The following is a 22694-nucleotide window of genomic DNA, read 5'->3' as shown; positions in this document are numbered from 1 at the left end:
TCAAAACGATTGTCTTTTTTTATTGAATAAATATTTATTCAGATTGAATTTTTTAATCCATAAAATCAGTGAGTTATGAAAAAAAAATGATTTTTTTTGAAAAAAGGATGCAAGATTTCCGAAAAAGGAGGTTTATATCAATGAGTACTCAAAATAATTAATGTTTAATGAAAAAATAATGCAATGAAAAAGTTTACAGTATCTCAATTTTTAACAGCTATTTTAATGGTAGTAACAGGGTTTACATTGTATTCATGCAGTGTAGACGGTCCGGAAATCAGACCAGTAACACTGGAAGATGTGAATGGAGACTATAAAGGAAGACTCATTACCATACAGGGAGATAACCGAACAGAAAAGATAAAGAATTTTAAAGCAAAAAAAGATACGATTATGTTTTCAGAATTTCCTGTGGATGAAATTGTGAAAAGCGTAATAAAAGATCCGTTAAAAGCAGAAGCAGCTATTAAAGCGGTAGGAAAGGTGAAGTATGAAATTAAATACACTGCTTCCGTAAATGCAGTCAACAATGTGGTTGAATTATCTTTCGCTCCTACACCCTTGGTCATTCAGATTCCTGTGGATGGAGTAACCAAAAAGACAGAGATAGGATTGATAGCTAAGCAGAAAGGGTTTTATGTAGGGATGGACGGCTCATTACGATTTGCATTGACAGCAGAGAAAATTACCGTAGACGGTACAGTACTTGCCCCTTATGAAACGATTAATTATAATTTTCCGTTCTGCGTAAAATATTAATTAATGGTTATTACTATAAATAGATTGTATTTATACGATGCAATCTATTTTTGCTTTAAAATTTTAATCAAAATATCGTATACTGAAGCAGTGCATGGGAGAAAGTAAAGAACAAATTTTGGTAAATCGTCTTCTGCGGAAGGAGGAAGCCGCCTGGAAAGAGCTTTTTGGAGCTTATTCAGGGAATTTGTCCTATGTATGTTCCCGGTATATTAATGAAAAAGAAGATGTGCATGATGTCCTTCAGAACAGTTTTATCAAGATGTTTCGTTCCATAGAATCATTTGAATATAGAGGAGATGGCTCCCTGAGAGCATGGATTACCCGTATTGCAGTGAATGAATCATTGAAGCATATCAGGCAGAAAGGAGATCTTAAATCTTCCGTTGAGGTAGATGATCTTCCCGACCTCCCCAATGAAGAAGAACCTGATTTTGAGGAAATCCCGAAAGAAGATATTATGAGATTGATACAGTCTCTTCCGGACGGATACAGAACAGTTTTCAACCTGTATGTGTTTGAACAGAAAAGCCATAAGGAAATTGCATCACTGCTGGGAATTGCAGAAAATTCTTCAGCATCCCAGTTTCACCGTGCAAAAGGGCTGCTGGCTCAGAAAATAAAGGAGTTTAAAATGTCAAAAAAAGCACAATATGAATAACGAATGGCTCAATAACCTGCGAAGCAGAATGGAGAACCATGAAGAAGAGGTTCCGGAAGGATTGTGGGATGACATCAAGGATGAACTGTTCTCAGAAGAAGAGGAAAATAAGTTGATAATAGGCTTTATTCCTGCAAATGATGCTGCAAATGAAGAGAAAAAGATACATGCAGCAAGTTCTGGAAGTAAATTTTGGTTTTATCGTATCGGCGGTGTTGCTGCCGCAGCCGTTTTGATTTTTATGATGATAAAAATAGTGCCGGAAGAGGATCAGAATACACTTTCACGGAATCCATCCGATTCTCATAAAAGTAATAAAAGAACAGATACAAATTTACCTTTGAACAATGCTGAACAAGAAGATAGTAAAAAGATTTGGGGAAACTCAAAGGCAGATATCCCTTTAGCTCACGATGATTTTAATACATTATATCCTTATGTTAGAAATATAAGACAGATAAAGTCTGAAAAAGCAGATGGAAAGGAATCCGGAAATGATGAAAACGTTAAAGATGTTATCCGAATAAATGAATTAGAGCAATCCATTTTGGTTCCAGAAGAGAATAAAACCAAAGAAATGCCTTTGGTTAATAATAACATAAAGAATGAAGAGGCTGAAAAAGAAGCAAATAATGTTGAAAAGGAGTTGTCTGAAAAATACGCAGATAATACCAAAACTAAGAATGTAAAATCCAGCGCTGAAAAGAAATGGATGCTAAGTATGCTTACCGGAAATGCGTCATCCAATTCTGCAGAACAGCAGTTTCATGGTTATGCTTCTGTTAGTGGGAAACCGATGAATTTTGAGCAGGTCTGGACTGCTTCTGAATATGTAGATGATCCTTTGACTCAAATACTATTGGCCAATCAGAGTAAACCGGTAGAAGCCAGAATCAGACATAAGGTTCCGGTAACATTCGGACTGTCGGTGTATTATAATCTGGGAAAAAGATGGGGAATAGGAACTGGGCTCAATTATACCAAACTGGTTTCTGAGCTTCATTCCGGAAGCAATGATAATTATATTAAAGGAGAGCAGAAAGTTCACTATATCGGAATTCCTGTTCAGGTTAATTATAATGTCATCCAGAAAGGGAGGTTTACAGGATATGTTACAGGAGGCGCGCTGGTAGAAAAGCCTATATCAGGAAGTATTACAACAAGTTATGTCGTAAATGATGAGGTAAAAGAAACTTCGAAAGAGAATTTGGATCATAAACCACTGTCGTTTTCGGTGAATACGGCAGTAGGACTTCAGATGAAGGTGGTTAATAGATTAGGGATTTATGCGGAGCCGGGGATTGGATATCATTTCAAAGATGAGAATTCTCCCAATACCATTTATAAGGAAAAACCCCTGCATTTTAATATAAAATTCGGGATCAGATTGTTGATTGATTAATGCTGATGACTTTTAAATAGAAATCAACTTAAATGTCAATATATGAAAACAAAACTGATTTTTTTAACATTTTTATTATTCAACTTTCTGATGATAAAGGCACAGTGTGACCCTACCATTACCAGTCCCAGATTAGGTGCTGTATTTGCGGATAAGATCCTGTTCTGTGAGAATGAAGATGAGATACTTTCCACTACACAAACGTTTGCTTCTTATCAATGGTACAAGCAGGAATGGACTTGGCAGACACCCAATCCCAATCCATGGGTGATCATTCCGGGAGCTACCTCACAGCAGTTAACGATCAACGGAAATGACCAGCTGTATTATTTTAAGGTAGCAGTTACACAGGCAGACTGTACGGCAGAAAGTCCGGCAGTAATGGCTGATGGATATGTATTTGGGCTTCCTGCTATGATGTCCACTTTTGTTCCGGGAACTTATGAGATTGTAGATGATGGGATAATACATGTATGCACGGAAGCTCCTGTGAAATTTGATAATGTATTTCCTGTGGTGTATGGCCCGCATACCTGGTTTAAATGTGTACCAACCACCACTGCACCTTTTACGGGAGATCCTTGTGTGATCCCTAATGTAACCGGAGATACTTATACGACTACTGAACCTGGGAAATATGGATTCTATGCCTGTACAGAATATTGTCCGGATCAGTGCAGAATGTTAGATCCGTTCGCATTTGTAGAATTGCAGTATGGTGATTGGGAATTCTGTGGAAGCTTAGGAACAGGAGAAGCAGCAAAGCCTAAAGAAAATAAATTAAATATATACCCCAATCCTACGGCACAATTTCTTTATATCGGAAAAGAATCAGAGGAATATAAAGAGGTTACCATTATAGATATGTCTGGAAAATTGGTTCTTAAGAAAAATGACCACCAATATAGACAAGGCATTGATGTCAGCCATTTGGTGCCCGGAAACTACATTGTCATTTCCAAAAGTGTGAAAGGAGAAGTCTATAAAAATAAATTGATAAAGAAATAAAGGATTAAATAATCTTTTCGTTAGTTTTTAATAGTGGTTAAATCGGCACAATCTGTTTTGTGCCGATTTTATTTTGTATCAGCTTATATTGATAAAAAAACCAGACCCAATCATGAGTCTGGTAAAAAAATTAAGGATGTTATTTGGTTATTTTTTATTTATAAAGTCTTCCTTTCAGTCTGCTTAACGATTCCTGCGAAATGCCCAGATAATTGGCCACCATTCTATTTGAAAGTCTTTGTACAACAGCAGGATTCTGTTCCAGAAGCTGTTTGTATCTTTCTGTAGCATCCATGGTTAGAAAACTCATCAGATGGCGGGTATTGTTCACATAAGCGTTTTCCAGATAGTAGATGTAAAACTTTTCCCAACCCGGAACCCTGCTCAGAAGACTTTGGAAATTCCTGAAATAAATATAAAGAAGTTCAGAACTTTCCAGAGCCTGAATGTATTCTTCCGAACCTTCACCGGTAATTAATCCTACAAGGTTACTGGCAAAATTATTTTCAAAAGCAATATATCTTGTTGCTTCCGTACCATCTGCCTGCAGAAAATAGATTCTGAGACAACCTTTCACTACAAAATAGATCCTGGAAGAGTGTTCCTTTTCATTCAGAAGAATCTCTTCCTTTTTGATCTGGAAATATTTAAAATAAGACAGAACGATTTCCATTCCTTCTTTATCAATTGAAGTGACCTGGGAAATTTTTTCAGCTAATAATGAATACATGTTGGAAGTATTAATGATTATAATTCGCAATTCTAATCTGGTTTTCAGCAACTCCCCATTCCTTTTTAAAATACTGTGAAAATAACGTATTAACTTCATGTTCACAGAAAAGGAGGAGAGTAAAGCGGTCATTCTCTCGTTCAAAATCCTTTTTAAAAAGATGAAGTACCCGCTCAGGACTGAAGGGATAGATAATGTGATAATTGAGCGGGTAGCTTCCGTCAATATCCGGGAAAAACTCCCCTGTATTTTTGCTGTAGATAAAACTGTTGACCGTACTTGTAAAAGGCAGGCTTCTATTGAACTGATAGAAAAAGGCCTGTGCATTCGTATTGCCGATCAGGTAATATATTTCAGCATTTAATCCCTGTATAATAATTTCTTCAGGATCAAGATACTGGATGGTCTTTCCTGGAGATAGGCTTTCCAGCCATTCTTCATTACTTTTTCTTGCATAAATGATAATTTCCATGGTATTTCGTACCACATCATAGTTCCATAAAGTAGATCTGATGATCTGAGTGCCTCCCTGTTCTTCATTTTCAAATAATAGAGGAATAATGTATCCTGGATTTCTATCCATATCCAGTTCTATATAAAAAGGAACTTTTAGCTTTATATGCCACGCGCTAGAAGTAAGCTTTTTAGAAGCAATAATTTCACCACTGTTGATATTGGTTAATTCTGATTTCATTTTGCGACTGTTTTGGAGTGATAAATTGTTTTAAAATCAAATATTAATGAGCATCTGCCGGGATTTCTACCTTTTTCTTTTTAAATCCTTGCAGCAGCACAAACGGAATACAGCAAAGCATGGCAATTCCAAGATATTGGTAAGCGTCCGTGAATCCCATCAGCATAGCTTGCTTATTGATCACTTTATCTATCGCATGTAAAGCCATTTCAGAAGCATCAGAATGAGAGAAGCCTTTAGCCATAAAGCCTGAAATATACTCCTGAGTTCTTTCCCAATAAGCAGATCCATATTCATTAATATTTTCCAACAGATAGTTCCGATGCTGTCCCTTTCCGATGTGAACAGAAGTAGCCAGTCCTGCAATTCCAAAAGAACCTCCTAATTGGCGCATCATATTGTACAAGCCTGCTCCCTGTCCGATCTCTGGACCTTTTAAGTCTTTGATAGCCAGAGTAATCAGCGGAACAAATGAAAGTCCGATTCCGATTCCTCTGAAATAAAGTGGGAAGTAGAAATCTGTATTTCCGGAAGACAACGTCGCCTTGCTCATAATCATTGGGAAAATAAAGAAGCAGAGGAATCCGGCAATTACAAACAGCTGTGGCGGAACTCCTTTTTTCAAGAGTTTTCCTACCGTTGGCATCAGTGCAATGGTAAAGATCTGGCCCGGGAGCAGTAGAAATCCTGTCTGTTGTGCCGAAAAGCCCAATAGACTCTGGCAGAACTGCGGAAATATAAATACCGATCCATACAATCCAATTCCGAAGAGGAACGAGGTAACCATTCCCGCAGAGAAACTTCTGTACCTGAATAATTTAAGGTTCACAACCGGGTGCTCTGTGGTAGTTTCCCGCCAGATAAATAATAAAATACCAATCACCGAAGTCACACAAAGTACAGTAATATAATTAGTAGCGAACCAGTCTTTTTCTTCTCCTTTTTCAAGAACAGTCTGTAAACTTCCCACGGCAACGGTCAGCAACAGAATTCCCCACCAGTCGACAGGTTTCCCCGTACTTTCTTTTGGGGTTTCCCTTACATACTGATAGGTAAGAATAGCTGCCAAAATTCCCAAAGGAAGATTGATATAAAACACCCACGGCCATGAGAAATGATCCGTAAGATAACCTCCTAAAGCGGGGGCCACAGTAGGCCCAACTACAGCGCCAAAACCGAAAATTGCGGTTGCTGTACCTCTTTCTTCAGGCGGCCAGGTTTCCAGCAAAATAGCCTGTGCTGTAGAAATCAAACCACCGCCAGCCAATCCCTGCAGAATTCTGAAAGCCACCAATTCAACCAAAGTGTGTGAGTTCCCGCAGAGCATTGAAGCAATGGTAAAAACAATAATGGAAAATAAGAAGTAATTCTTTCTTCCAAAACGACTTCCCAGCCATCCGGACATCGGTAAAATAATGACATTGGCAACAGCGTAACCGGTAGAAACCCAAGCAACATCCTCTAATATGGCACCCATATTTCCCTGAATATGAGGGATCGCAACGTTCACAATGGTGGTGTCTAAAAATTCAAGCATACATGACAGTACCATCGTAAACGTGATCACCCATTTTCTAAATCCTTTCTCAGCCATCATGTTGAGTTATTTAGTTAATACGCTTACCTCCACATTCATCCCCGGGCGAATCTTTTTAAGCAGTTCTGGAGTAGCATTGATTTTTATTTTCACAGGAATACGCTGTACAACCTTCACAAAGTTACCCGTCGCGTTATCGGGTGGTAACAGAGACATTTTTGCTCCTGTAGTACCGGCAAAATTATGTACAACTCCTTGTATTGGCTCATTAGGGTAAGCGTCAACAATGATTTCAGCTTTTTGCCCCGCACGGATGTGCTGCATCTGGGTTTCTTTAAAGTTCGCTGTTACATACAGGTTATTTTCATCTACAACAGCAAATAACGTTTGTCCGGCCTGAAGCAACTGTCCCATTTGTACACGGCGTTTCGTTACAATTCCTGAAACAGGAGCTTTAATAGTAGTGTAGGAGAGAAGCAGTTTAGCATAATCTACATCTACCTGCTGCTGGCCTGTTGCCGTATTCGTTACAACCAGTTCCGATTGGCTGTTTCCAATCTGAGCAACAGCTGTTTTGTACTGTTCTTCTGCAGATTGTAGCGCTGCCTCAGCAATTTGGCGCTCCGCTTTAGCCTTATCAAAAGTCTGCTGCGGAATAGATCCGTTTTTAATCAACGCTGCATAACGCTCATAATCCTGATTGGCTTGCCATAATTTGGCTTTAGCCTCATCTACTTTAGCTTTATATCCTAAAGATGCAGAATGGGTCGTTGAAACCTGAGTTTGAGAAACCCCGATTTTTGAACCAGCAGTTTTTTGAGCAGCAATCGCCTGTTCCAGCTTCAATCGGTATTCTTGATCCTCTAATTGAACCAGAACCTGTCCCTTGCTTACACGTTGATTATCCTCAAATCCAATAGAATCAATGTAACCGCCTACACGGGTTACCACGGCGCTTAGATCGCCGTCTATCTGCGCATCATCTGTATCTTCATGGCTTTGGTGGTAAAAATATTGCTTAATTCCGAAAATACTTCCGGCGACAATCACGATCAGAAGAATGATGGGAACAATGTATTTTTTTTGTTTAGAAGGAGTAGCTTCCATAGTATTGTTAGTGTTCATAGTCGTTGTTATTGAGTAATCGTTGAAATTTTTCCTGAAACCTTTAGAAGATTATACCATGCCATAGACGCGTCGGCACGGGCGATCTCTAAATCTGTCAGTGCCTGATAAAGTTTTGTATCCGCATCAATACGGTCGGTAACGGTGGTTACATTGTTTTTGTAACGGTCTGCCTGCATACGGTCATTTTCAGTAGCCTCTTCAATAGAGGAATGAAGAAGATTAACTTTATTTAAGGCTTTGAAATACAATTGATAAGCCTGGTTTACTTCAGTTCGGATTTTATCTGCCCAGATGTTCTTTTCTATCGAAGTCTGCTTCTGATTAATCTGAATTTCAGATAGTTTGTTCTTATTTGTCCATAATGTGGAAAAGTCCCATGAAACCGTTGCCCCTAAAGAAAACGGAGCGATAAAAGTTCCATTGGAAGGAATGAAAATAGACCCTGCATGGTTGTAGCCCATTCCTGCACCCACGGATAATTTGGGGAGCTCATCTGCTTTCAGAACTTTAAATGAAAAATTATGAACCTTGGATTGAAGAGTATTTTGTTCCAGTTCCTTTCTTTGAGAGAAAGCCATATCCAGGTATTGTTCCAATGAAAAAGGAGCTTCTTCTTTTAAAAGCACCGAATCTGTCTGTAGGTCAAGGCTGTCCGGAAGTCCAAGAAGGACATTCATATTATAACATACAATTTTGCGGGTAGCCTCTAGGTCTGAGGCGGTAATCTCAATTCCGGATCTTTGAAGTTTAAAGCGTAAGACATCGTTTTTAGTCACAATGCCATGACTGTAAAAATGTTCCGCCTGTTGAATTAGATTATCAACTGCCATAAGATTCTGCTGTACAATTTTTTGGCTTTGAGAAATTTTGTACAGATCAAAATACATCTGGACCGCAGTGTAAATCACCTCATCCTCAGTAAGGATGACATTGGTTTTCGCAATTTCAGAAAGGAGTAGGGTGGATTGCCTTGCATACTTTAGTTTAAAACCATTGAAAATAGTTTCGTTAAGAGAAGCATTTCCTACATAAGATTCGGCCCTTTTCGGAAGAATCCAGTCAAGAGATCCCAGTTTAATATGGTTGGCGATATTTTCAGTATGAGAAAATGTTCCGCTGACGCTTCCCGTAGGAAGAGACTGGTCTTTGGTCTGGTTGTATTTATTGATGGCAAGATCTACAGAAGCCCTTTTCAGTTTCAGGGCATTGCTGTTTGAAAGTGCCATTTCTACCGTTTGGTTTAAAGTCAGCACACGGGTTTGTGCATATCCGGAGATGCTCAATGCTGTACCAAGACATAACAGGAGAGATTTCCAGAGAAGTGGGTTGATTAGTGTTTTCATTTGTTGTAAGACACAGCTCCGCCGGGCAGGCAGTGAGCTTGCTTTAAGAGATTAGTTATGATGAATAAGATTTAGTGTGTTTCGTGATTGTATGGAAGAACCAATACCGGAGTGGTAGAATGGCGGATGATGTATTCTGCAGTACTGCCACTGATGAGGTGATCTAATCCGGTTCTTCCATGGGTACCTACAATTAATAGGTCCGCGCTGTTGTTAACCATGAACTGAATGATCTGCTCCTGCGGATCTCCATTGATTATTGTCGTTGAATGTTCTACCAAACTATATTTTTCGGTAACCTGTTTTATTTTAGCCATTTGTCTTTCCATTTGGTCATCATTTTCTATAAAAGTATTGGCTAACGAGGCATTAAGAATAGCCGTATTGTTTCTTACAAGCAGCAACTTCACAGTAGCATTAAAAAAGACAGCGAGTTCAAAGCCCCGGGAAGCAATTCGTGGAGAAAAAATACTTTCATCCAGGGCAATGACAATAGATTGAATGTTCATAGTTTATATTTAAATTGTGTTGCAAAATTCCATTATCGAAGGAATAAAAACTTTGACCTGGGTTAAAAAACAATTTTATGATGACTGTTTTTTATGCAATCCGGCTTGGTCTTCCGATTCACCGGCTTTCCAGTAAGATATGGCATGCAGAGCACGGGAATCCAAAGTTGGATCAGCTTTGAAATAATCACGAAGTTCTTTTGCTGTAGAATATTCTGCAGCTACGTACACATATTTTCTTTGCTCATCTTCCGGGAATTTAAATTGTTTGGCCGCTTCTGCAAGTTGGCTTCCTTTTTCCGGTGTTGGATTATAGAGCCATTCAATATCTACATTGGCCGCAGAGCAGGAGAGTACTTCATCTTCTTTTCCGAAGGTTTCCAAAAGTACCTTTACATTCACTCCTTCAGGTAGTTGTTCTACAATGGCACAGATAACAGGCAGGGCAGTAGCGTCACCTACGAACAGATAAGAATTTGCTTCAGGAACTAAAGGTCTTGGGCTTGCTTTCATTCCTATACCTAAAAAATCTCCTTCCTGTACGTTTAACGCCCATGCTGATGCAGGTCCATTATCTCCGTGTGCCACAAAATCAATGCTCAGTTCCCTGTTTTCAAGATCAATTTTTCGGTTGGTATATGTTCTTATAATTTCCTGTGTATCTGGTTCATCTGTAGGGATAAATATCTTGTTATTTGAACCAGATTTTACATTAGCGAGCATTTCTGCCTGATTGTCATTAATATTGAAAATAACCCGGATAAAATGGGGGGTAATATACTCTTTATGTTTCACATGAAACACTGAACGTATTTTTTTTGTTTCGGTTGAATTCATTATGGTTAAATTTTATTGTAAAACATTTTCTTCTAATAAGTTATCCGAAGTGTGCATTTGTCTGTATTCGATGATATCTTCTATGGATAAAACCATTAAATCATGCTTTAGGGCAAACACAACAATCTGCGGGAGCCTGGACATGGTTCCGTCATCATTCATCAGCTCACATAAAACAGACATAGGTTTTAATCCGGCCAGGCGCATCAGATCTATACTTCCTTCCGTATGGCCGTTTCTTCCCAAAACACCATCATTATGCGCTCTTAAAGGAAAGACATGCCCGGGACGAACCAGGTCATCTGGTTGTGCATCTTCAGAAATAACAGCTTTCACCGCTGCAACTCTGTCTGCTGCTGAAAGCCCGGTTGTAGCTCCTTTTCTGGCGTCTATAGAAACCGTAAAAGGGGTTTGATGTGGACTTGAATTATCGGGTACCATATAGGGAAGCTGCAATTCATCAGCTTTTTCATGGGTGAGACATAGGCAAACGACTCCGCTGCAATACCGGATCATTTGCATCATATCTTCCTCATTCATATGTTCTGCAGAGAAAATAAGATCGCCTTCATTTTCACGATCTTCATTGTCGATCAGTAAAACTCCTTTTCCTGCCTGCAATTCCTGGATTGCGTTTTCAACTCGGTCTGTGGAATTTTCGCCAAATATTTTTAACATATTTTCCATAAGTAAATATTTAAATTGTATATGATAACCAATTGGCTACCTGTTTTCTTTAGTAGTATGATATTTGTGTTTTTTAGTCTGTATTTTAAATTGGTGAGGCAAAGTTGGGCATGCCGGAAATGAAAAACTTTGACTTAGGTTAAAAAAGTAAGACCAGTTCTAATTTTTATACTCTAATGTTTCCATTTCATGATAAACGGTAGTGGCCCAAAAGTCTAATTCCCACTCTTTTTTGCGGATCACTTCAAGTGAGTATTCACCTTTGTAATAATTTTTAATAAGTTCCTTCCGTTGAAATTCTATAAGCTGAATTTCAATATTGAAATAGGCTTTTCTCCATTCTATATGGTCAGTAGGCTCAGAATTTTCGTTTTGATATAGCTCCGTTTCTTCCTTTTTCAATTTGTCAATCATTCCGGAAACAATCCCCTCAGTGATAGAATGATCCCCTTTCTTATTTTCCAAAAAGGAAAGGGACTGGTCAATTAAAAGGATGTTCAGCTCTTTTTCATTCTTGTCTTCCTCTTCAGTGGGCTTGATAAGCTTTATCAGATTGGGTAAAGTCAAACCCTGGATGAGTAAAGTGAAAATGATGACCACAAATGTGATAAAAAGGATGGTGCTTCTCTGGGCAATTAAGACTCCATCATGATCCTCTAAAGGCATTGCGAGTGCGGCGGCTAATGACACAACACCTCTCATTCCTGACCATGATAAGATAATATATTCCTTTTTCGCCTGTGAAAAGAATCCTGTTTCTTTTTTGACTTTATTCCCTGAAAATAATGGAAATGTAAAGATGACAAACAGCCTAATCACAATAAGAACTCCAAAGATGAGAAGACCATACAGAATTAGAACTGGCAGCTCAGAATGAGGAATATCTGCAATAATCTGAGGAAGCTGCATCCCAAGAATCAGAAATACCAACCCGTTCAGAACAAATATGATAACGTCCCAGAAGTGGTTCATCTGTATTCTGCTGTTGGTCCTGAAAAGAGAAAAAGAATTCCATGAAAGAAACATACCCAAGACTACAACGGCCAGCACTCCTGAGCATTCCAGATGTTCAGCCATGCTGTAAGTGGCAAATGGTAATAAAATAATCACAAAGGTTTCTGCATTACTGTTTCCGTTCAAAAATCGGTTCAGTTTCAGGAATCCATACCCTATCACTAGGCCCACAATAATTCCGCCTAAGCTGATGGTTATAAATTGAAAACCAGCATTCCAGAAAGAAAAAGCTCCACTTAGAATAGCAATCAATGCACATTTATAAGCAATAAGGGCTGATGCATCATTCAGAAGACTTTCTCCTTCAAGGATGGTAACCAGCTTTTTAGGTAAAGGAAGACCTTTTGTAATGCTGGTTGCCGCTATAGCATCCGGTGGGGAAATAATGGCTCCCAAAATAAAAGCCAATGGCCACGAAAAACCTGGAATAATACTGTGAGCAATACATGCAATGATGGTCGTGGTTAGGAAAACCAAACCTACTGCAAGAAGGGATATTTTGGAAAGCTCTTTTTTAAATTCAGGAATAGAAGTATTCCATGCTGCGTCAAATAAAATAGGAGGTAAAACCACATAAAAGATCATCTCCGGACTCATATCTATAGAAGGAACCAGCTTTGTAAGACTTAAAATAAGACCTGCTGATAAAAGTAAAAGAGGAAGCGCAAGTTTGAGCTTTTCTTTTACTGAAATAATAACAATGAGAATAATAGAGATCCATATAATTTTTTCAATTTCTGCCATGCGTTTCTTTATTGTGCTGCAAAATTATTGTGCTTAGAAAGGCAAAACTTTGATCTGTGTCAAAAAAAGATAAAGGGTTGTAAAATTTTTTTCCTTCCAATTTTTCACGATATTTATCAAAATGTTTAATGATGAAATTGAATACAATACTTTTTCCTTTGATGATATTCTGTACTACGCTGATTCATGCTCAAAAAAATGCAGAAAATATCGATGGAGTCTATAAAGCAAAGGGTGCGGTTTTCATTATCAATAAAAATAAAACATTTCTGATTATGGCTTATGCAACGCTGATAAAAGGAACGTGGAATATTGATAAAGATCTTATGTATCTGAAACCTAAAAACCCAGAAGATAAATTTTACATATATGCCCGCAAAAACCCTGATATTAAAACAGGAATGCGGATTAATTTTACAGGAGATGATATTGGAAACAGTAATATTGCAGTAGGAGAGTTTCCAAACAAAATGCAGTCTCTTTTTAACGATGAAGCCAACTGTCTGGATTATCCTAATGTTCATATGTTCAAAGAGAAATGGCCAGCTATTACCCTATTGGAAGAACATAATGATGGAAATTGGAAAACGGCAGATATTCCAAGGTTAATGTATAACTTTCCAACGACAGATTATAATGATTTCATAATACAACACATGCAGGATAGCCTGTATCATAACGACTTTGTTTTTAAAATTACAAAAAAAGGATTGTCGGATTTGAATAGTGGTTCAGGAGAGATCATTCAGAAATCTACTGTAAAAGAAGAGTTTTCCAATGAAAAAGAAATGGAATTTATAAACCAGTCATTTGATATGGCCTTTAATGCAGATTATAAATTAGTAAACAATGCCTATAACATGAATGACGATATGAATGAAAAAATAGATCTGATTGGCTATAAATACGACAAACAAAAAAATGCCTATGTAAATGCTGCTGTACCGGCTAAGCAGCTGAATTATAAAAGTAAAGACTACCATGATAATAATGTGCTGATGAAGTTTGACAGAATTACTGGAACTTCACAGCCGCAGGTTGCTTTAAAAAAATTACCAAAACCTCTATTTGTGGCTAATTGTAATCATTAAGAACTGGGCTGAATTTAAATCTTCACTTTCCTTAAAATCATTTTCAAAATTCTTTTTTCTGTAGAAAATTATCAGGATAACTCTCAGATTATTAAAATAGTATATTAATTATATTTACTTCAAAAACACACCATGCTGATCAAAATTTATGGCAGTGCTATTCATGGCGTTGCTGCCCAGACAATAACTATTGAAGTAAATGTAGATACCGGCGGAGTAGGATACCATTTGGTGGGACTTCCCGATAATGCCATCAAAGAAAGCAGTTACAGAATTTCTGCTGCACTGAAAAATGTAGGATATAAAATTCCAGGAAAAAAGATTACGATTAATATGGCTCCTGCAGATCTGAGAAAAGAAGGGGCTGCCTATGATCTGAGTATCGCGATTGGAATATTAGCTGCTTCAGATCAGATTCTGGCTGAGGAAACGCAGAACTACATCATTATGGGTGAACTTTCGTTAGACGGAAGCCTGCAGCCTATTAAAGGTGTGTTACCTATAGCAATTCAAGCTCGGGAAGAAGGTTTTAAAGGAATTATTCTTCCTATTCAAAATGCTAGGGAAGCAGCTATTGTTAGCGATCTTGATGTATATGGAGTGGAAAATATAAAGCAGGTTATTGATTTTTTTAATGAAGGGAAACCTATTGAGAAAGTAATATTGGATACTCAAAAAGAGTTCCATGAAAGGATCAATGATTTTCCGTTTGATTTTTCAGAAGTTAAAGGTCAGGAAACAGCCAAAAGAGCTATGGAAGTAGCGGCTGCAGGCGGACATAATATCATTCTGATCGGACCTCCCGGTAGCGGAAAAACCATGCTGGCCAAAAGAGTTCCTAGTATCTTACCTCCATTAACCTTAAAAGAAGCTCTGGAAACCACAAAAATTCATTCTGTAGCAGGAAAAATAGGAACAGAAGCTTCATTAATGACTTTTCGTCCCTTCCGGGCCCCACATCACACAATTTCAGATGTGGCCCTTGTAGGTGGGGGAAGTTATCCTCAGCCGGGAGAAATTTCACTGGCCCATAATGGGGTTTTATTTCTGGATGAAATGCCGGAATTCAAAAGAACAGTGCTGGAAGTGATGAGGCAGCCTTTGGAAGATCGTGAAGTAACGATTTCAAGGGCCCGGTTTACCGTCAATTATCCGGCAAGTTTTATGCTGGTAGCTTCTATGAATCCAAGTCCAAGCGGGTTTTTTCCTGATGATCCCAATAATACCTCATCTGTTTACGAAATGCAGCGATACATGAATAAACTTTCAGGGCCGCTTTTAGATAGAATTGACATCCATATCGAAGTCCAGAAAGTAGAATTTGAACAGCTTTCCGAAAAAAGGAAAGGAGAAAAAAGTAAAGACATCAGAGACCGCGTACTCAAAGCACGAGATATTCAGAATAAAAGATATGAGAACCTCAATATCAGCAGTAATGCCCAAATAGGACCTAAGGAAATTGAGGCGTATTGTGAACTGGATGAAACTTCTTTCAGTCTCATCAAATTAGCTATGGAGAAACTCAATCTTTCTGGAAGAGCTTATGACAGGATCCTTAAAGTTGCCAGAACAATAGCGGACCTTGAAGAATCTGAAAATATTATGTCTTATCATATTTCTGAAGCCATACAATACAGAAGTCTGGACCGGGAATTCTGGAATGGATAACAGATCCAGACTTCTATTGCTGAAATAATGTTAGAGGGCTTCTATTTCCACATCCATTTTAAGATTGATCAAAAAAGGATGGTTGTATACTTTAGGAACCCATTGAAACTGATCATTCACTTTATTAATATACCCAATACCTGGCCACGGAAGATGAGCCGAGCAGATTAGTGTTCTGTTTTTAAAGCAGTTTTCAAGAACTTTTTTACGGGTTTCAACGCCTGTTTCAAAATCAATATCCCATTGCGTTCCCCAGTCCGGTTTTGCAATGAGTAGAGGAGAATGGAAAACATCTACTACATTGGTAATGGATATATCTCCATCATTCACCGTATAAATAATATGCCCGGGAGTATGTCCGGGAGCAGCCTGCGTCTGAATAGTGGAGAACAAAAGATCTCCCATTTCAAATGTTGTAAGCCGATTGCCAATGGCAGAAAGCGTTTTTCTGACTAATGGAATACTTGGTTTTCCTCCTTCCGGATTTTTACTTTTTTGAAAATCCGGTTCACCTGCCATCCAGAATTCAAATTCCTGACGTGAAATGTAATATTGAGCATTTGGAAATACAACCTCACCGTTCTTAGAAAGAATTCCTCCGATATGATCTCTGTGAGCATGTGTAAGCAGAATATCCGTTATGGATTCCGGCGTAAATCCAGCTTCTGTAAGGCTGTGTAATAATTGTCCTGCGTTTTCTTCATCATAAAATCCTTCTCCAGTATCTATTAAAATAACACGGTCAGCTTTTTTGACAAGCATTACATTGATAGGTGCTTCATAATAAGACTCCGGCAAATATAGATTGCGGAGTTCATTTTTTACCCTATTTTGAGGAATGTCGGGAGCTAAAATGGGCTGATGGTAACCAATACCAAAATACCCGTCAGAAAGGATAAAAATATCTAGTTCATGACATGGAATATGTATAAATCCATGATCTCTCTTCAATTGGTGATCCATATTAAAATGAGGCGTTTTTTCTTTTATACAAATTTAAAAAATATTAATACACTTCGATCACTAGATAGGAAGATATTGAGTTGTTGTCATTGTAATTAATTAGAATCCAGTGCTTTAATTGTAAATTCTTTTAGAATATCTATTCCAGGTTGATACAAATTATAGGAATTATGTAACAGATAGGTTGAATTATTATGTTAAGTTTGATTGCCAAATTATTTAAAATATCATATTATGGAAGTAAAATTCATAAATACTGCATAGGAGGTGTATCCACTTACAAAGGATAGACGGAATATATTCTTTCTTCTTTTTCGAATACCCTACATAACGTTTGAATACTGTCTTCCGTTCCGCTCATAGAGGGAATCGGTTTATAGTCTGTATCATTCAGTTTTGAGAAGTTGCCAGTAAACACATTCAGTAAATAAACGATGGTTATCCCTCATGTTTTTACTTTTTATATGTTTTCTATAGTGGCAAACCCATTTTACAAAGTTTTAAATCAAACCAAATCAAATTATTATGTCAAACATCATTCCCTCATTAGAAACCTTGTCAATAAGTTCGGCTGTATTAATGTCCTCAGAAGACAGAGAAAAACTTTTAAATGGATTTAATAAAACCATTTGGGATTACCATCACGAAGAAACATTGGAATCTCTTTTCCGTAAGCAGGCAATCCTTCATCCTGATAAGACTGCTGCGGTTTACCAGAATCGGGAGATTACTTATGGAGAGCTGGACCAAAGAAGCAATCAGCTGGCCAATCTATTATTGAGTCGTGGTATCAAAGAAGGAAAATATGTTCCCATCTGGTTAGACCGTTCTTTGGAATGGATTATTGCCGTACTTGGGGTAATCAAAACAGGTGCAGCCTATGTTCCCATAGATCCTGCTTATCCTGTCAAAAGAGTAGAATATATTCTTTCCGATACCTCTGCTGATCTTATCATTACCAATCAAATTCTTGAAGACCTTTTATCAGAAACCGAAAAGACAAAAGTATTTGATCTGGGTACTATGGAAAATCTTGATCGTTTACCTTCAGAAAATCCTGGAATTAACATTCATCAGAACGCCTTGGCATACACAATTTATACTTCGGGCTCAACGGGTAAGCCCAAAGGTGTAATGGTAGGCCATCAGGCTATACAACATCTGGTAACCTGGCATAATCATCATTTTCATGTGGATCATAGCTCAAAATTAACTCTTGTTGCAGGGTTGGCATTTGATATCTCTGTGTGGGAAACGTGGTCTGCTCTTACTTCCGGAGCCACTATTTTTATTGCTGATAATGAAGACAGAACAGATGCACTTGCTTTGCTTGATTATTATAGAAGAAATCAGATTACACACGGTTTTGTACCCACTGTTTTGGCTCCGCCAGTTGTTAATTATTCCAGTAACTATAATGATCTGAAACTGAAATATCTCTTTACAGGAGGTGAAAAATTAAAACCAGTACTTACCTCAGAATTAAGCTACGAACTGATAGATTATTATGGACCTACCGAATGTACCGTATTTGCAACATTCAAAAAAGTGAAAGATATTAACGGGAAATATGTTTCCTCAATAGGCAGGCCGATTGCCAATGCAAAAGCCTATATTTTAAGTGATAATATGGAATTGCTGCCGGTAGGAGCTGCAGGAGAGTTATGCATTGGAGGAAATCTTTTAGCCAATGGATATCTTAATAATAAAGAACTTACAGAGGTTAAGTTTATTACCAGCCCATTCAATGAAAAAGAAAAACTGTACCGTACAGGAGACCTCGCCAAATGGAATTCGGATGGTGATATTGAATTCTTAGGAAGGATTGATAACCAGGTGAAAATTCGTGGATTCAGGGTTGAATTGGGAGAGATAGAACGTTCATTGACCCAGCAGAAAGAAGTCAGAGAAGCTGTGGTTATTGGTAAAGAAACGGAAGGAAGCACCAAATATCTGATTGCTTTTGTTGTATTAGATCCCGGAGCAACAACAGATATTTCATCTGTCCGAAATGCATTGAAAGAAGAACTTCCAGGCTATATGATTCCCGCACAAATTATTTTTATAGATAAAATTCCATTAACGGCAAATGGCAAAACTGATAGTAAGGTATTAAAAGATCTGGCCGATAAAGAAGCGAAAGAACTGATTTCATTTGAGCCACCCACCAACGAGACAGAAAGAATCATTGTAGATGTCTGGTCTTCTGCATTGGAGCGTCCTGTTATTAATATTACAGATAATTTTTTTGATATTGGAGGAAATTCTCTGTTGGTAGCAACCGTTGCTGTAACTTTACAAAGAAAGCTTGATGTGAAGGTTTATCTGCGGGATATATATCAGTATCCGGTATTACAGCAGCTGTCGGAAGTTCTTATTGAGAGATCCCGAGAAACCAGGGAAGCAATCCCAACGGAAGATGTAGAACCATATGTTGAGCTTCAGAAGGATGTTTATCTTGCTCCAGGTACTGTTTTTGCAGGTGGATTTGATCCTAAACAGGTGGAAAATCCCACTACCATTTTTTTAACGGGTGTTACAGGATTTGTGGGAATACACCTGCTGCAGGAACTTTTGGATACTACAAATGCTGATATTTACTGTCTTGTAAGAGCTCAGGATGAGTTTAATGCAATGGAGAAAATTGACAAATGTTTTAAGCAATATCATATTCCTCAAAATATAGAACAGAAATCAAGAATTATTCCTGTTATCGGAGATCTGGCTTTGCCATCCTTAGGATTGTCAGAAGAAACATTTACAAAGCTGGCAAAACAAACCGATTTGATTTATCACTCCGGAAGCTCAGTTAACTTTATTGAACCTTATTCCTATATGAAAGCTCCGAATGTAGAAGGGTTAAGGGAAATCATAAAACTGACAGGAGCAGAAAGAACAAAATGTCTTGCTTTGTTGTCAACCATTTCCGTATACAGCTGGGGACATGTATTTACAGGAAAAACAGTAATGCTTGAATCCGATGATATTGAACAAAACCTGATGTCAGTAAGCAAAGACATTGGCTATGTAAGAAGTAAATGGGTGATGGAAGCCGTGGCTGATTTGGCCGCAAAAGAAGGACTGCCATTGATTACTTACCGTCTCGGATATGCCATGTGTCACAGCAAAACGGGAGCCAGTGCTGCTTATCAATGGTGGTCCGGACTGGTGAAAAACTGTATAGAGTTTAAATCTTATCCCGCACTCACTGAGCTTAGAGAAGGTTTAATTACGGTAGATTATATGACCAGGTCTATGGCTTACATTACAAGGAATAAAGAAGCGATAGGGAAGAAGTTCAACCTAATTGCCAGCCCGGAAACGAATCTTACTTTAGAAGAGTTCTTCGGGCTAATGAAGAAATACTATCCTTTCCCACTCAAAGATCTTCCTTACAAAGAATGGAGAAAACAATGGGAAGATGATAGTAAAAACAGACTGTATCCACTAACCAGTCTTTTCAGAGATAATATGCATGAAGGACTGTCTACGGTGGAGCTTTACCAAAATACTTATATCTGGGATTGTTCCAATGTAATTCAATTTTTGAAAGGATCAGGCATTAAAGAACCTGTGTTTGATAAAAAGATATTGGATGTGTATTTACAGTTTCTCGGAATTTCAGCTTCATAACTTTTTGAAACATCAACATAAAAAAACCAGACGAATTTTCGTCTGGTTTTTTACTCCTAATTACAAATTTAATTCACGGTCACTTTAATCACATTCTGTACAGCCGGAACAGGATATTGAGTTCCAACCTTTGAAATAACCATCGTCTCACTTTGTGGAGTTCCACCAAATAAAGCCTGACGGTTTCCGGCTCCTGGATACTGATCTACTCCGGTGCCGGAATCAAATAAAGCTGTTTTTGAACTAAGATCACCTTTTATAGCCGCATCAATATTTGTCTCATTTGCGTAGAACCAATCATTGGAAAAACCAAACATGGTGACATAAGTAATTTTATCGCCTGGATCTGCCTTGAAGCTTATCATGACCTTATTTCCAGGGGGAACAGGGGCATTTCCTGCAACATAGATTCCTTTAATGCCTGGAAAAGATTTTAAACTGTTTTGAAGTTTGCTTACATTTCCAAATTGAGCAATTTCCTTTAATCCCATTCCGTTATCCATTTTTCCTAATTCATAGACTGGGTTTTTATCTCCGCGATAAATGACTACCAAAGCAGGAGAAAGACCTGTCATAATCCCTGTATTAGAGCTAAGCTTTGCTTTCATTTTATCAATATTTCCCATCTGGGCTATATCCGTAATTTCAGGATTGGATAAAGAGTTAGGAGTAAAGAATGGGGCACTGTTAAGTAGTTGAGAGCCATTGTAATTGGAAACAGCCCAAACTCCGGGAGAAAAAGGCGTTTCATTAGCTGTTCCGCCTGAAGTATTGGTGATGGTTAGAGTAAACTCAGAAGTCATCTCATTGTAGTCAAGATTAAGCTTCATCAGTTGTGGGGCGTTTACATTGGGAACCTGAGTGATGGGTTTACTTTCCGGCTGGCCGGTATTGTCTTTTGTTCCATTATCCCATAGTAATACGCTTGAAGAAACATCTCCCGTAATTGCTTTTCCACTGGTGTCGAAAAGTTTGATTCCCGGTTGTTGAGAAGCAAAGAACCAATCTTTAGAGGCTCCGTACATAGTAGCAAACATAAGAGCCTGTGCTTTTCCTGCACTAAACTTTATGAATACAGATTGCCCAGGTAAAATAACGGGTACTGCTCCGGTTCCCTGAAAGCTTCCACTTTCTACAAAGTCTTTAGGAGTAACAATATTTTCAAAGGTAATCGTTCTTTGAAGAGAATTATCCATCATGTTATTGTCTGAATCGTTGCATGATAAAAGAGTAAATGCAGCGATGATTCCTGTAGCGAATGCTGTGATTTTAAAAAAGATCTTTTTCATAAAATAATTTTTTATAGTTATAACTTGCTGTTAAGAATGTAGTCGGACACTTTTTGAAATCCTGACAAAAAAAGATCAACTATTTTTTACAATGGTGAAAATTAGTGGGGTTTGTGGAGATTTTTACTTTATAAAATAATACGTCGAGTTCTGTCGCTACAGATCAAGATCTTTGGCCAGGATAATGAAAAATTGATAATCAAAAGAACAGCAAATGAATAATTTTATGGTATTAGCTAAGGACTTTGTGGCCAATGAAAGCGTAGTGATAGATCTTAAATCATCCGGAGTTGAAAATAAGTTGAATTCATTGGTTTTTCAGAATCAAAAAGGGCAGTCTGCACAATTTCTATGGCAGTTTGATCATGTAAAAATGAAAGGGTATTTTAAAGAGATAATTAACGATCTTGGGGTAAAGGTTGTTAATTATGATGGTTTTTTGACAGTAACCAATGGAGGAGGAAGTCAATTTTTGGAAGCAGAAGTAAAATGGTAATAGGGAAATAAGTGGTTTATATTCCCTTTTTTCCTTCTATAATCATCTGAATCATTTTTACCTTTCTGTTTTCTCTTGTTTCAGGTTTTTTAGCTTCTTCAATCCAACGGATATATTCCTTCTTATGAGTGTAGCTCATTTTATCGAATAGTTCTTTTGCATCAGGATTTTCATTAAAGGCGGATGTAATATCATCAGCAATCGTCACAATCCGCTCTTCTTTATCTTCCATAAGAGAAACGGTAACCTCATCCCCAAAAGTTTTTCCAAGTTGCTTTCTGATGTCTTGGGTTAATCCTAATAGGTGGCAGTCAGATTTCATTTTGGCCAGGCTTCCACGGTATTCAACCTTGTCGTCAAACAATACTTTAATTTTCACCTGTCCTTTTTTGTTGAATAATTCTTCTGTTGAAAAAGGAAATTCCACAAAAGCAGCATTCATTTCTCCGTTTTGCTTAATGATGGCTGTGAATAATATAGGCTTAGAATTCATGGGCGTTA

General features: G+C 37.8%; 20 protein-coding genes. 8 read left to right on the top strand and 12 right to left on the bottom strand.

Annotated elements, in window-relative coordinates; translation table 11 throughout:
• Positions 1 to 183 precede the first annotated feature (183 nt).
• The 4 genes from CHSO_RS02285 (at position 184) to CHSO_RS02270 (ending at position 3830) form a co-directional block, all read left to right on the top strand.
• Positions 184 to 759: a DUF4840 domain-containing protein gene (locus tag CHSO_RS02285; protein WP_045491936.1), complete on the top strand. Its 576-nt coding sequence runs from the start codon at positions 184 to 186 to the stop codon at positions 757 to 759.
• Between the two features lie 94 nt (positions 760 to 853).
• Entirely contained in the window at positions 854 to 1420 is a 567-nt protein-coding gene (locus tag CHSO_RS02280) for an RNA polymerase sigma factor (protein WP_045491934.1), read from the top strand.
• Positions 1413 to 2822 carry an outer membrane beta-barrel protein gene (locus CHSO_RS24865; RefSeq protein ID WP_052480468.1) on the top strand — a complete coding sequence of 470 codons (1410 nt, stop codon included), beginning with the start codon at positions 1413 to 1415 and terminating at the stop codon, positions 2820 to 2822. The genes CHSO_RS02280 and CHSO_RS24865 overlap by 8 nt, the downstream gene beginning before the upstream one ends.
• Before the next feature lie 42 nt (positions 2823 to 2864).
• The gene (locus tag CHSO_RS02270) at positions 2865 to 3830 is read left to right on the top strand and encodes a T9SS type A sorting domain-containing protein (protein ID WP_045491929.1); all 966 of its coding nucleotides are present in this window, start codon (positions 2865 to 2867) and stop codon (positions 3828 to 3830) included.
• A 154-nt stretch (positions 3831 to 3984) separates the two neighbouring features.
• Here CHSO_RS02270 and CHSO_RS02265 read toward each other — a convergent pair whose 3' ends face one another.
• The 9 genes from CHSO_RS02265 to CHSO_RS02225 all read right to left on the bottom strand — a co-directional run bounded on the left by CHSO_RS02265 (position 3985) and on the right by CHSO_RS02225 (position 13053).
• A complete protein-coding gene (locus CHSO_RS02265; RefSeq protein WP_045501738.1) occupies positions 3985 to 4560 on the bottom strand; it encodes a Crp/Fnr family transcriptional regulator in 576 nt (191 codons plus the stop codon).
• Positions 4561 to 4570: 10 nt separating this feature from the next.
• On the bottom strand, positions 4571 to 5254 hold the full coding sequence (locus CHSO_RS02260; protein ID WP_052480467.1) for a hypothetical protein: 684 nt from the start codon (positions 5252 to 5254) through the stop codon (positions 4571 to 4573).
• Positions 5255 to 5297: 43 nt separating this feature from the next.
• Complete coding sequence (locus tag CHSO_RS02255; RefSeq protein ID WP_232509140.1) at positions 5298 to 6851, bottom strand: DHA2 family efflux MFS transporter permease subunit; 1554 nt, start codon at positions 6849 to 6851, stop codon at positions 5298 to 5300.
• Positions 6852 to 6857: 6 nt separating this feature from the next.
• Entirely contained in the window at positions 6858 to 7916 is a 1059-nt protein-coding gene (locus CHSO_RS02250) for an HlyD family secretion protein (protein ID WP_232509139.1), read from the bottom strand.
• 8 nt (positions 7917 to 7924) lie between these two features.
• Positions 7925 to 9262, bottom strand: coding sequence for a TolC family protein (locus CHSO_RS02245; protein ID WP_045491925.1), 1338 nt, complete (start codon positions 9260 to 9262; stop codon positions 7925 to 7927).
• Positions 9263 to 9333: 71 nt separating this feature from the next.
• Positions 9334 to 9771, bottom strand: coding sequence for a universal stress protein (locus CHSO_RS02240; RefSeq protein ID WP_045491922.1), 438 nt, complete (start codon positions 9769 to 9771; stop codon positions 9334 to 9336).
• Between the two features lie 75 nt (positions 9772 to 9846).
• The gene (locus tag CHSO_RS02235) at positions 9847 to 10608 is read right to left on the bottom strand and encodes a siderophore-interacting protein (protein WP_045491919.1); all 762 of its coding nucleotides are present in this window, start codon (positions 10606 to 10608) and stop codon (positions 9847 to 9849) included.
• 12 nt (positions 10609 to 10620) lie between these two features.
• Positions 10621 to 11295 (bottom strand): 3,4-dihydroxy-2-butanone-4-phosphate synthase, encoded by a 675-nt coding sequence (gene ribB, locus CHSO_RS02230; protein WP_045491916.1) that lies wholly within the window; start codon positions 11293 to 11295, stop codon positions 10621 to 10623.
• Between the two features lie 159 nt (positions 11296 to 11454).
• Complete coding sequence (locus CHSO_RS02225; RefSeq protein ID WP_045491912.1) at positions 11455 to 13053, bottom strand: Na+/H+ antiporter; 1599 nt, start codon at positions 13051 to 13053, stop codon at positions 11455 to 11457.
• A 131-nt stretch (positions 13054 to 13184) separates the two neighbouring features.
• Between CHSO_RS02225 and CHSO_RS02220 the strand changes: the two genes are divergently transcribed.
• Both CHSO_RS02220 and CHSO_RS02215 read left to right on the top strand, forming a co-directional pair.
• Positions 13185 to 14144: a hypothetical protein gene (locus CHSO_RS02220; protein ID WP_045501732.1), complete on the top strand. Its 960-nt coding sequence runs from the start codon at positions 13185 to 13187 to the stop codon at positions 14142 to 14144.
• 132 nt (positions 14145 to 14276) lie between these two features.
• Positions 14277 to 15812, top strand: a complete 1536-nt coding sequence (locus CHSO_RS02215; RefSeq protein WP_045491909.1) for a YifB family Mg chelatase-like AAA ATPase — start codon at positions 14277 to 14279, stop codon at positions 15810 to 15812.
• A 30-nt stretch (positions 15813 to 15842) separates the two neighbouring features.
• On the opposite strand, the gene CHSO_RS02210 is transcribed toward CHSO_RS02215, so the two are convergent.
• Complete coding sequence (locus CHSO_RS02210; protein WP_052480466.1) at positions 15843 to 16775, bottom strand: MBL fold metallo-hydrolase; 933 nt, start codon at positions 16773 to 16775, stop codon at positions 15843 to 15845.
• Positions 16776 to 17300: 525 nt separating this feature from the next.
• On the opposite strand from CHSO_RS02210, the gene CHSO_RS02205 reads away from it, so the two are divergent.
• On the top strand, positions 17301 to 20408 hold the full coding sequence (locus tag CHSO_RS02205) for a non-ribosomal peptide synthetase (RefSeq protein ID WP_052480465.1): 3108 nt from the start codon (positions 17301 to 17303) through the stop codon (positions 20406 to 20408).
• A gap of 68 nt (positions 20409 to 20476) precedes the next feature.
• On the opposite strand, the gene CHSO_RS02200 is transcribed toward CHSO_RS02205, so the two are convergent.
• A complete protein-coding gene (locus tag CHSO_RS02200) occupies positions 20477 to 21697 on the bottom strand; it encodes a spondin domain-containing protein (protein ID WP_045491907.1) in 1221 nt (406 codons plus the stop codon).
• Positions 21698 to 21911: 214 nt separating this feature from the next.
• Here CHSO_RS02200 and CHSO_RS02195 point away from each other — a divergent pair, with 214 nt between their 5' ends.
• Positions 21912 to 22193, top strand: coding sequence for a hypothetical protein (locus CHSO_RS02195; protein WP_045491904.1), 282 nt, complete (start codon positions 21912 to 21914; stop codon positions 22191 to 22193).
• 16 nt (positions 22194 to 22209) lie between these two features.
• On the opposite strand, the gene CHSO_RS02190 is transcribed toward CHSO_RS02195, so the two are convergent.
• Entirely contained in the window at positions 22210 to 22686 is a 477-nt protein-coding gene (locus tag CHSO_RS02190; protein WP_045491901.1) for a YdeI/OmpD-associated family protein, read from the bottom strand.
• Positions 22687 to 22694: the final 8 nt, after the last annotated feature.

Origin of the sequence: Chryseobacterium sp. StRB126, assembly GCF_000829375.1 — a bacterium.
In the GTDB taxonomy this organism is placed as follows: Bacteria; Bacteroidota; Bacteroidia; order Flavobacteriales; family Weeksellaceae; genus Chryseobacterium.
Note: the sequence above shows the minus strand (reverse complement) of the source record. Positions and strands in the feature narration are given on the sequence as shown.

Excerpts from the sequence above, each read along its gene's own strand:
- CHSO_RS02285 (WP_045491936.1), top strand. The coding sequence starts at position 184 with ATGAAAAAGTTTACAGTATCTCAATTTTTAACAGCTATTTTAATGGTA.
- CHSO_RS02280 (WP_045491934.1), top strand. The coding sequence starts at position 854 with ATGGGAGAAAGTAAAGAACAAATTTTGGTAAATCGTCTTCTGCGGAAG.
- CHSO_RS24865 (WP_052480468.1), top strand. The coding sequence starts at position 1,413 with ATGAATAACGAATGGCTCAATAACCTGCGAAGCAGAATGGAGAACCAT.
- CHSO_RS02270 (WP_045491929.1), top strand. The coding sequence starts at position 2,865 with ATGAAAACAAAACTGATTTTTTTAACATTTTTATTATTCAACTTTCTG.
- CHSO_RS02265 (WP_045501738.1), bottom strand. The coding sequence starts at position 4,560 with ATGTATTCATTATTAGCTGAAAAAATTTCCCAGGTCACTTCAATTGAT.
- CHSO_RS02260 (WP_052480467.1), bottom strand. The coding sequence starts at position 5,254 with ATGAAATCAGAATTAACCAATATCAACAGTGGTGAAATTATTGCTTCT.
- CHSO_RS02255 (WP_232509140.1), bottom strand. The coding sequence starts at position 6,851 with ATGATGGCTGAGAAAGGATTTAGAAAATGGGTGATCACGTTTACGATG.
- CHSO_RS02250 (WP_232509139.1), bottom strand. The coding sequence starts at position 7,916 with ATGAACACTAACAATACTATGGAAGCTACTCCTTCTAAACAAAAAAAA.
- CHSO_RS02245 (WP_045491925.1), bottom strand. The coding sequence starts at position 9,262 with ATGAAAACACTAATCAACCCACTTCTCTGGAAATCTCTCCTGTTATGT.
- CHSO_RS02240 (WP_045491922.1), bottom strand. The coding sequence starts at position 9,771 with ATGAACATTCAATCTATTGTCATTGCCCTGGATGAAAGTATTTTTTCT.
- CHSO_RS02235 (WP_045491919.1), bottom strand. The coding sequence starts at position 10,608 with ATGAATTCAACCGAAACAAAAAAAATACGTTCAGTGTTTCATGTGAAA.
- ribB (WP_045491916.1), bottom strand. The coding sequence starts at position 11,295 with ATGGAAAATATGTTAAAAATATTTGGCGAAAATTCCACAGACCGAGTT.
- CHSO_RS02225 (WP_045491912.1), bottom strand. The coding sequence starts at position 13,053 with ATGGCAGAAATTGAAAAAATTATATGGATCTCTATTATTCTCATTGTT.
- CHSO_RS02220 (WP_045501732.1), top strand. The coding sequence starts at position 13,185 with ATGAAATTGAATACAATACTTTTTCCTTTGATGATATTCTGTACTACG.
- CHSO_RS02215 (WP_045491909.1), top strand. The coding sequence starts at position 14,277 with ATGCTGATCAAAATTTATGGCAGTGCTATTCATGGCGTTGCTGCCCAG.
- CHSO_RS02210 (WP_052480466.1), bottom strand. The coding sequence starts at position 16,775 with ATGGATCACCAATTGAAGAGAGATCATGGATTTATACATATTCCATGT.
- CHSO_RS02205 (WP_052480465.1), top strand. The coding sequence starts at position 17,301 with ATGTCAAACATCATTCCCTCATTAGAAACCTTGTCAATAAGTTCGGCT.
- CHSO_RS02200 (WP_045491907.1), bottom strand. The coding sequence starts at position 21,697 with ATGAAAAAGATCTTTTTTAAAATCACAGCATTCGCTACAGGAATCATC.
- CHSO_RS02195 (WP_045491904.1), top strand. The coding sequence starts at position 21,912 with ATGAATAATTTTATGGTATTAGCTAAGGACTTTGTGGCCAATGAAAGC.
- CHSO_RS02190 (WP_045491901.1), bottom strand. The coding sequence starts at position 22,686 with ATGAATTCTAAGCCTATATTATTCACAGCCATCATTAAGCAAAACGGA.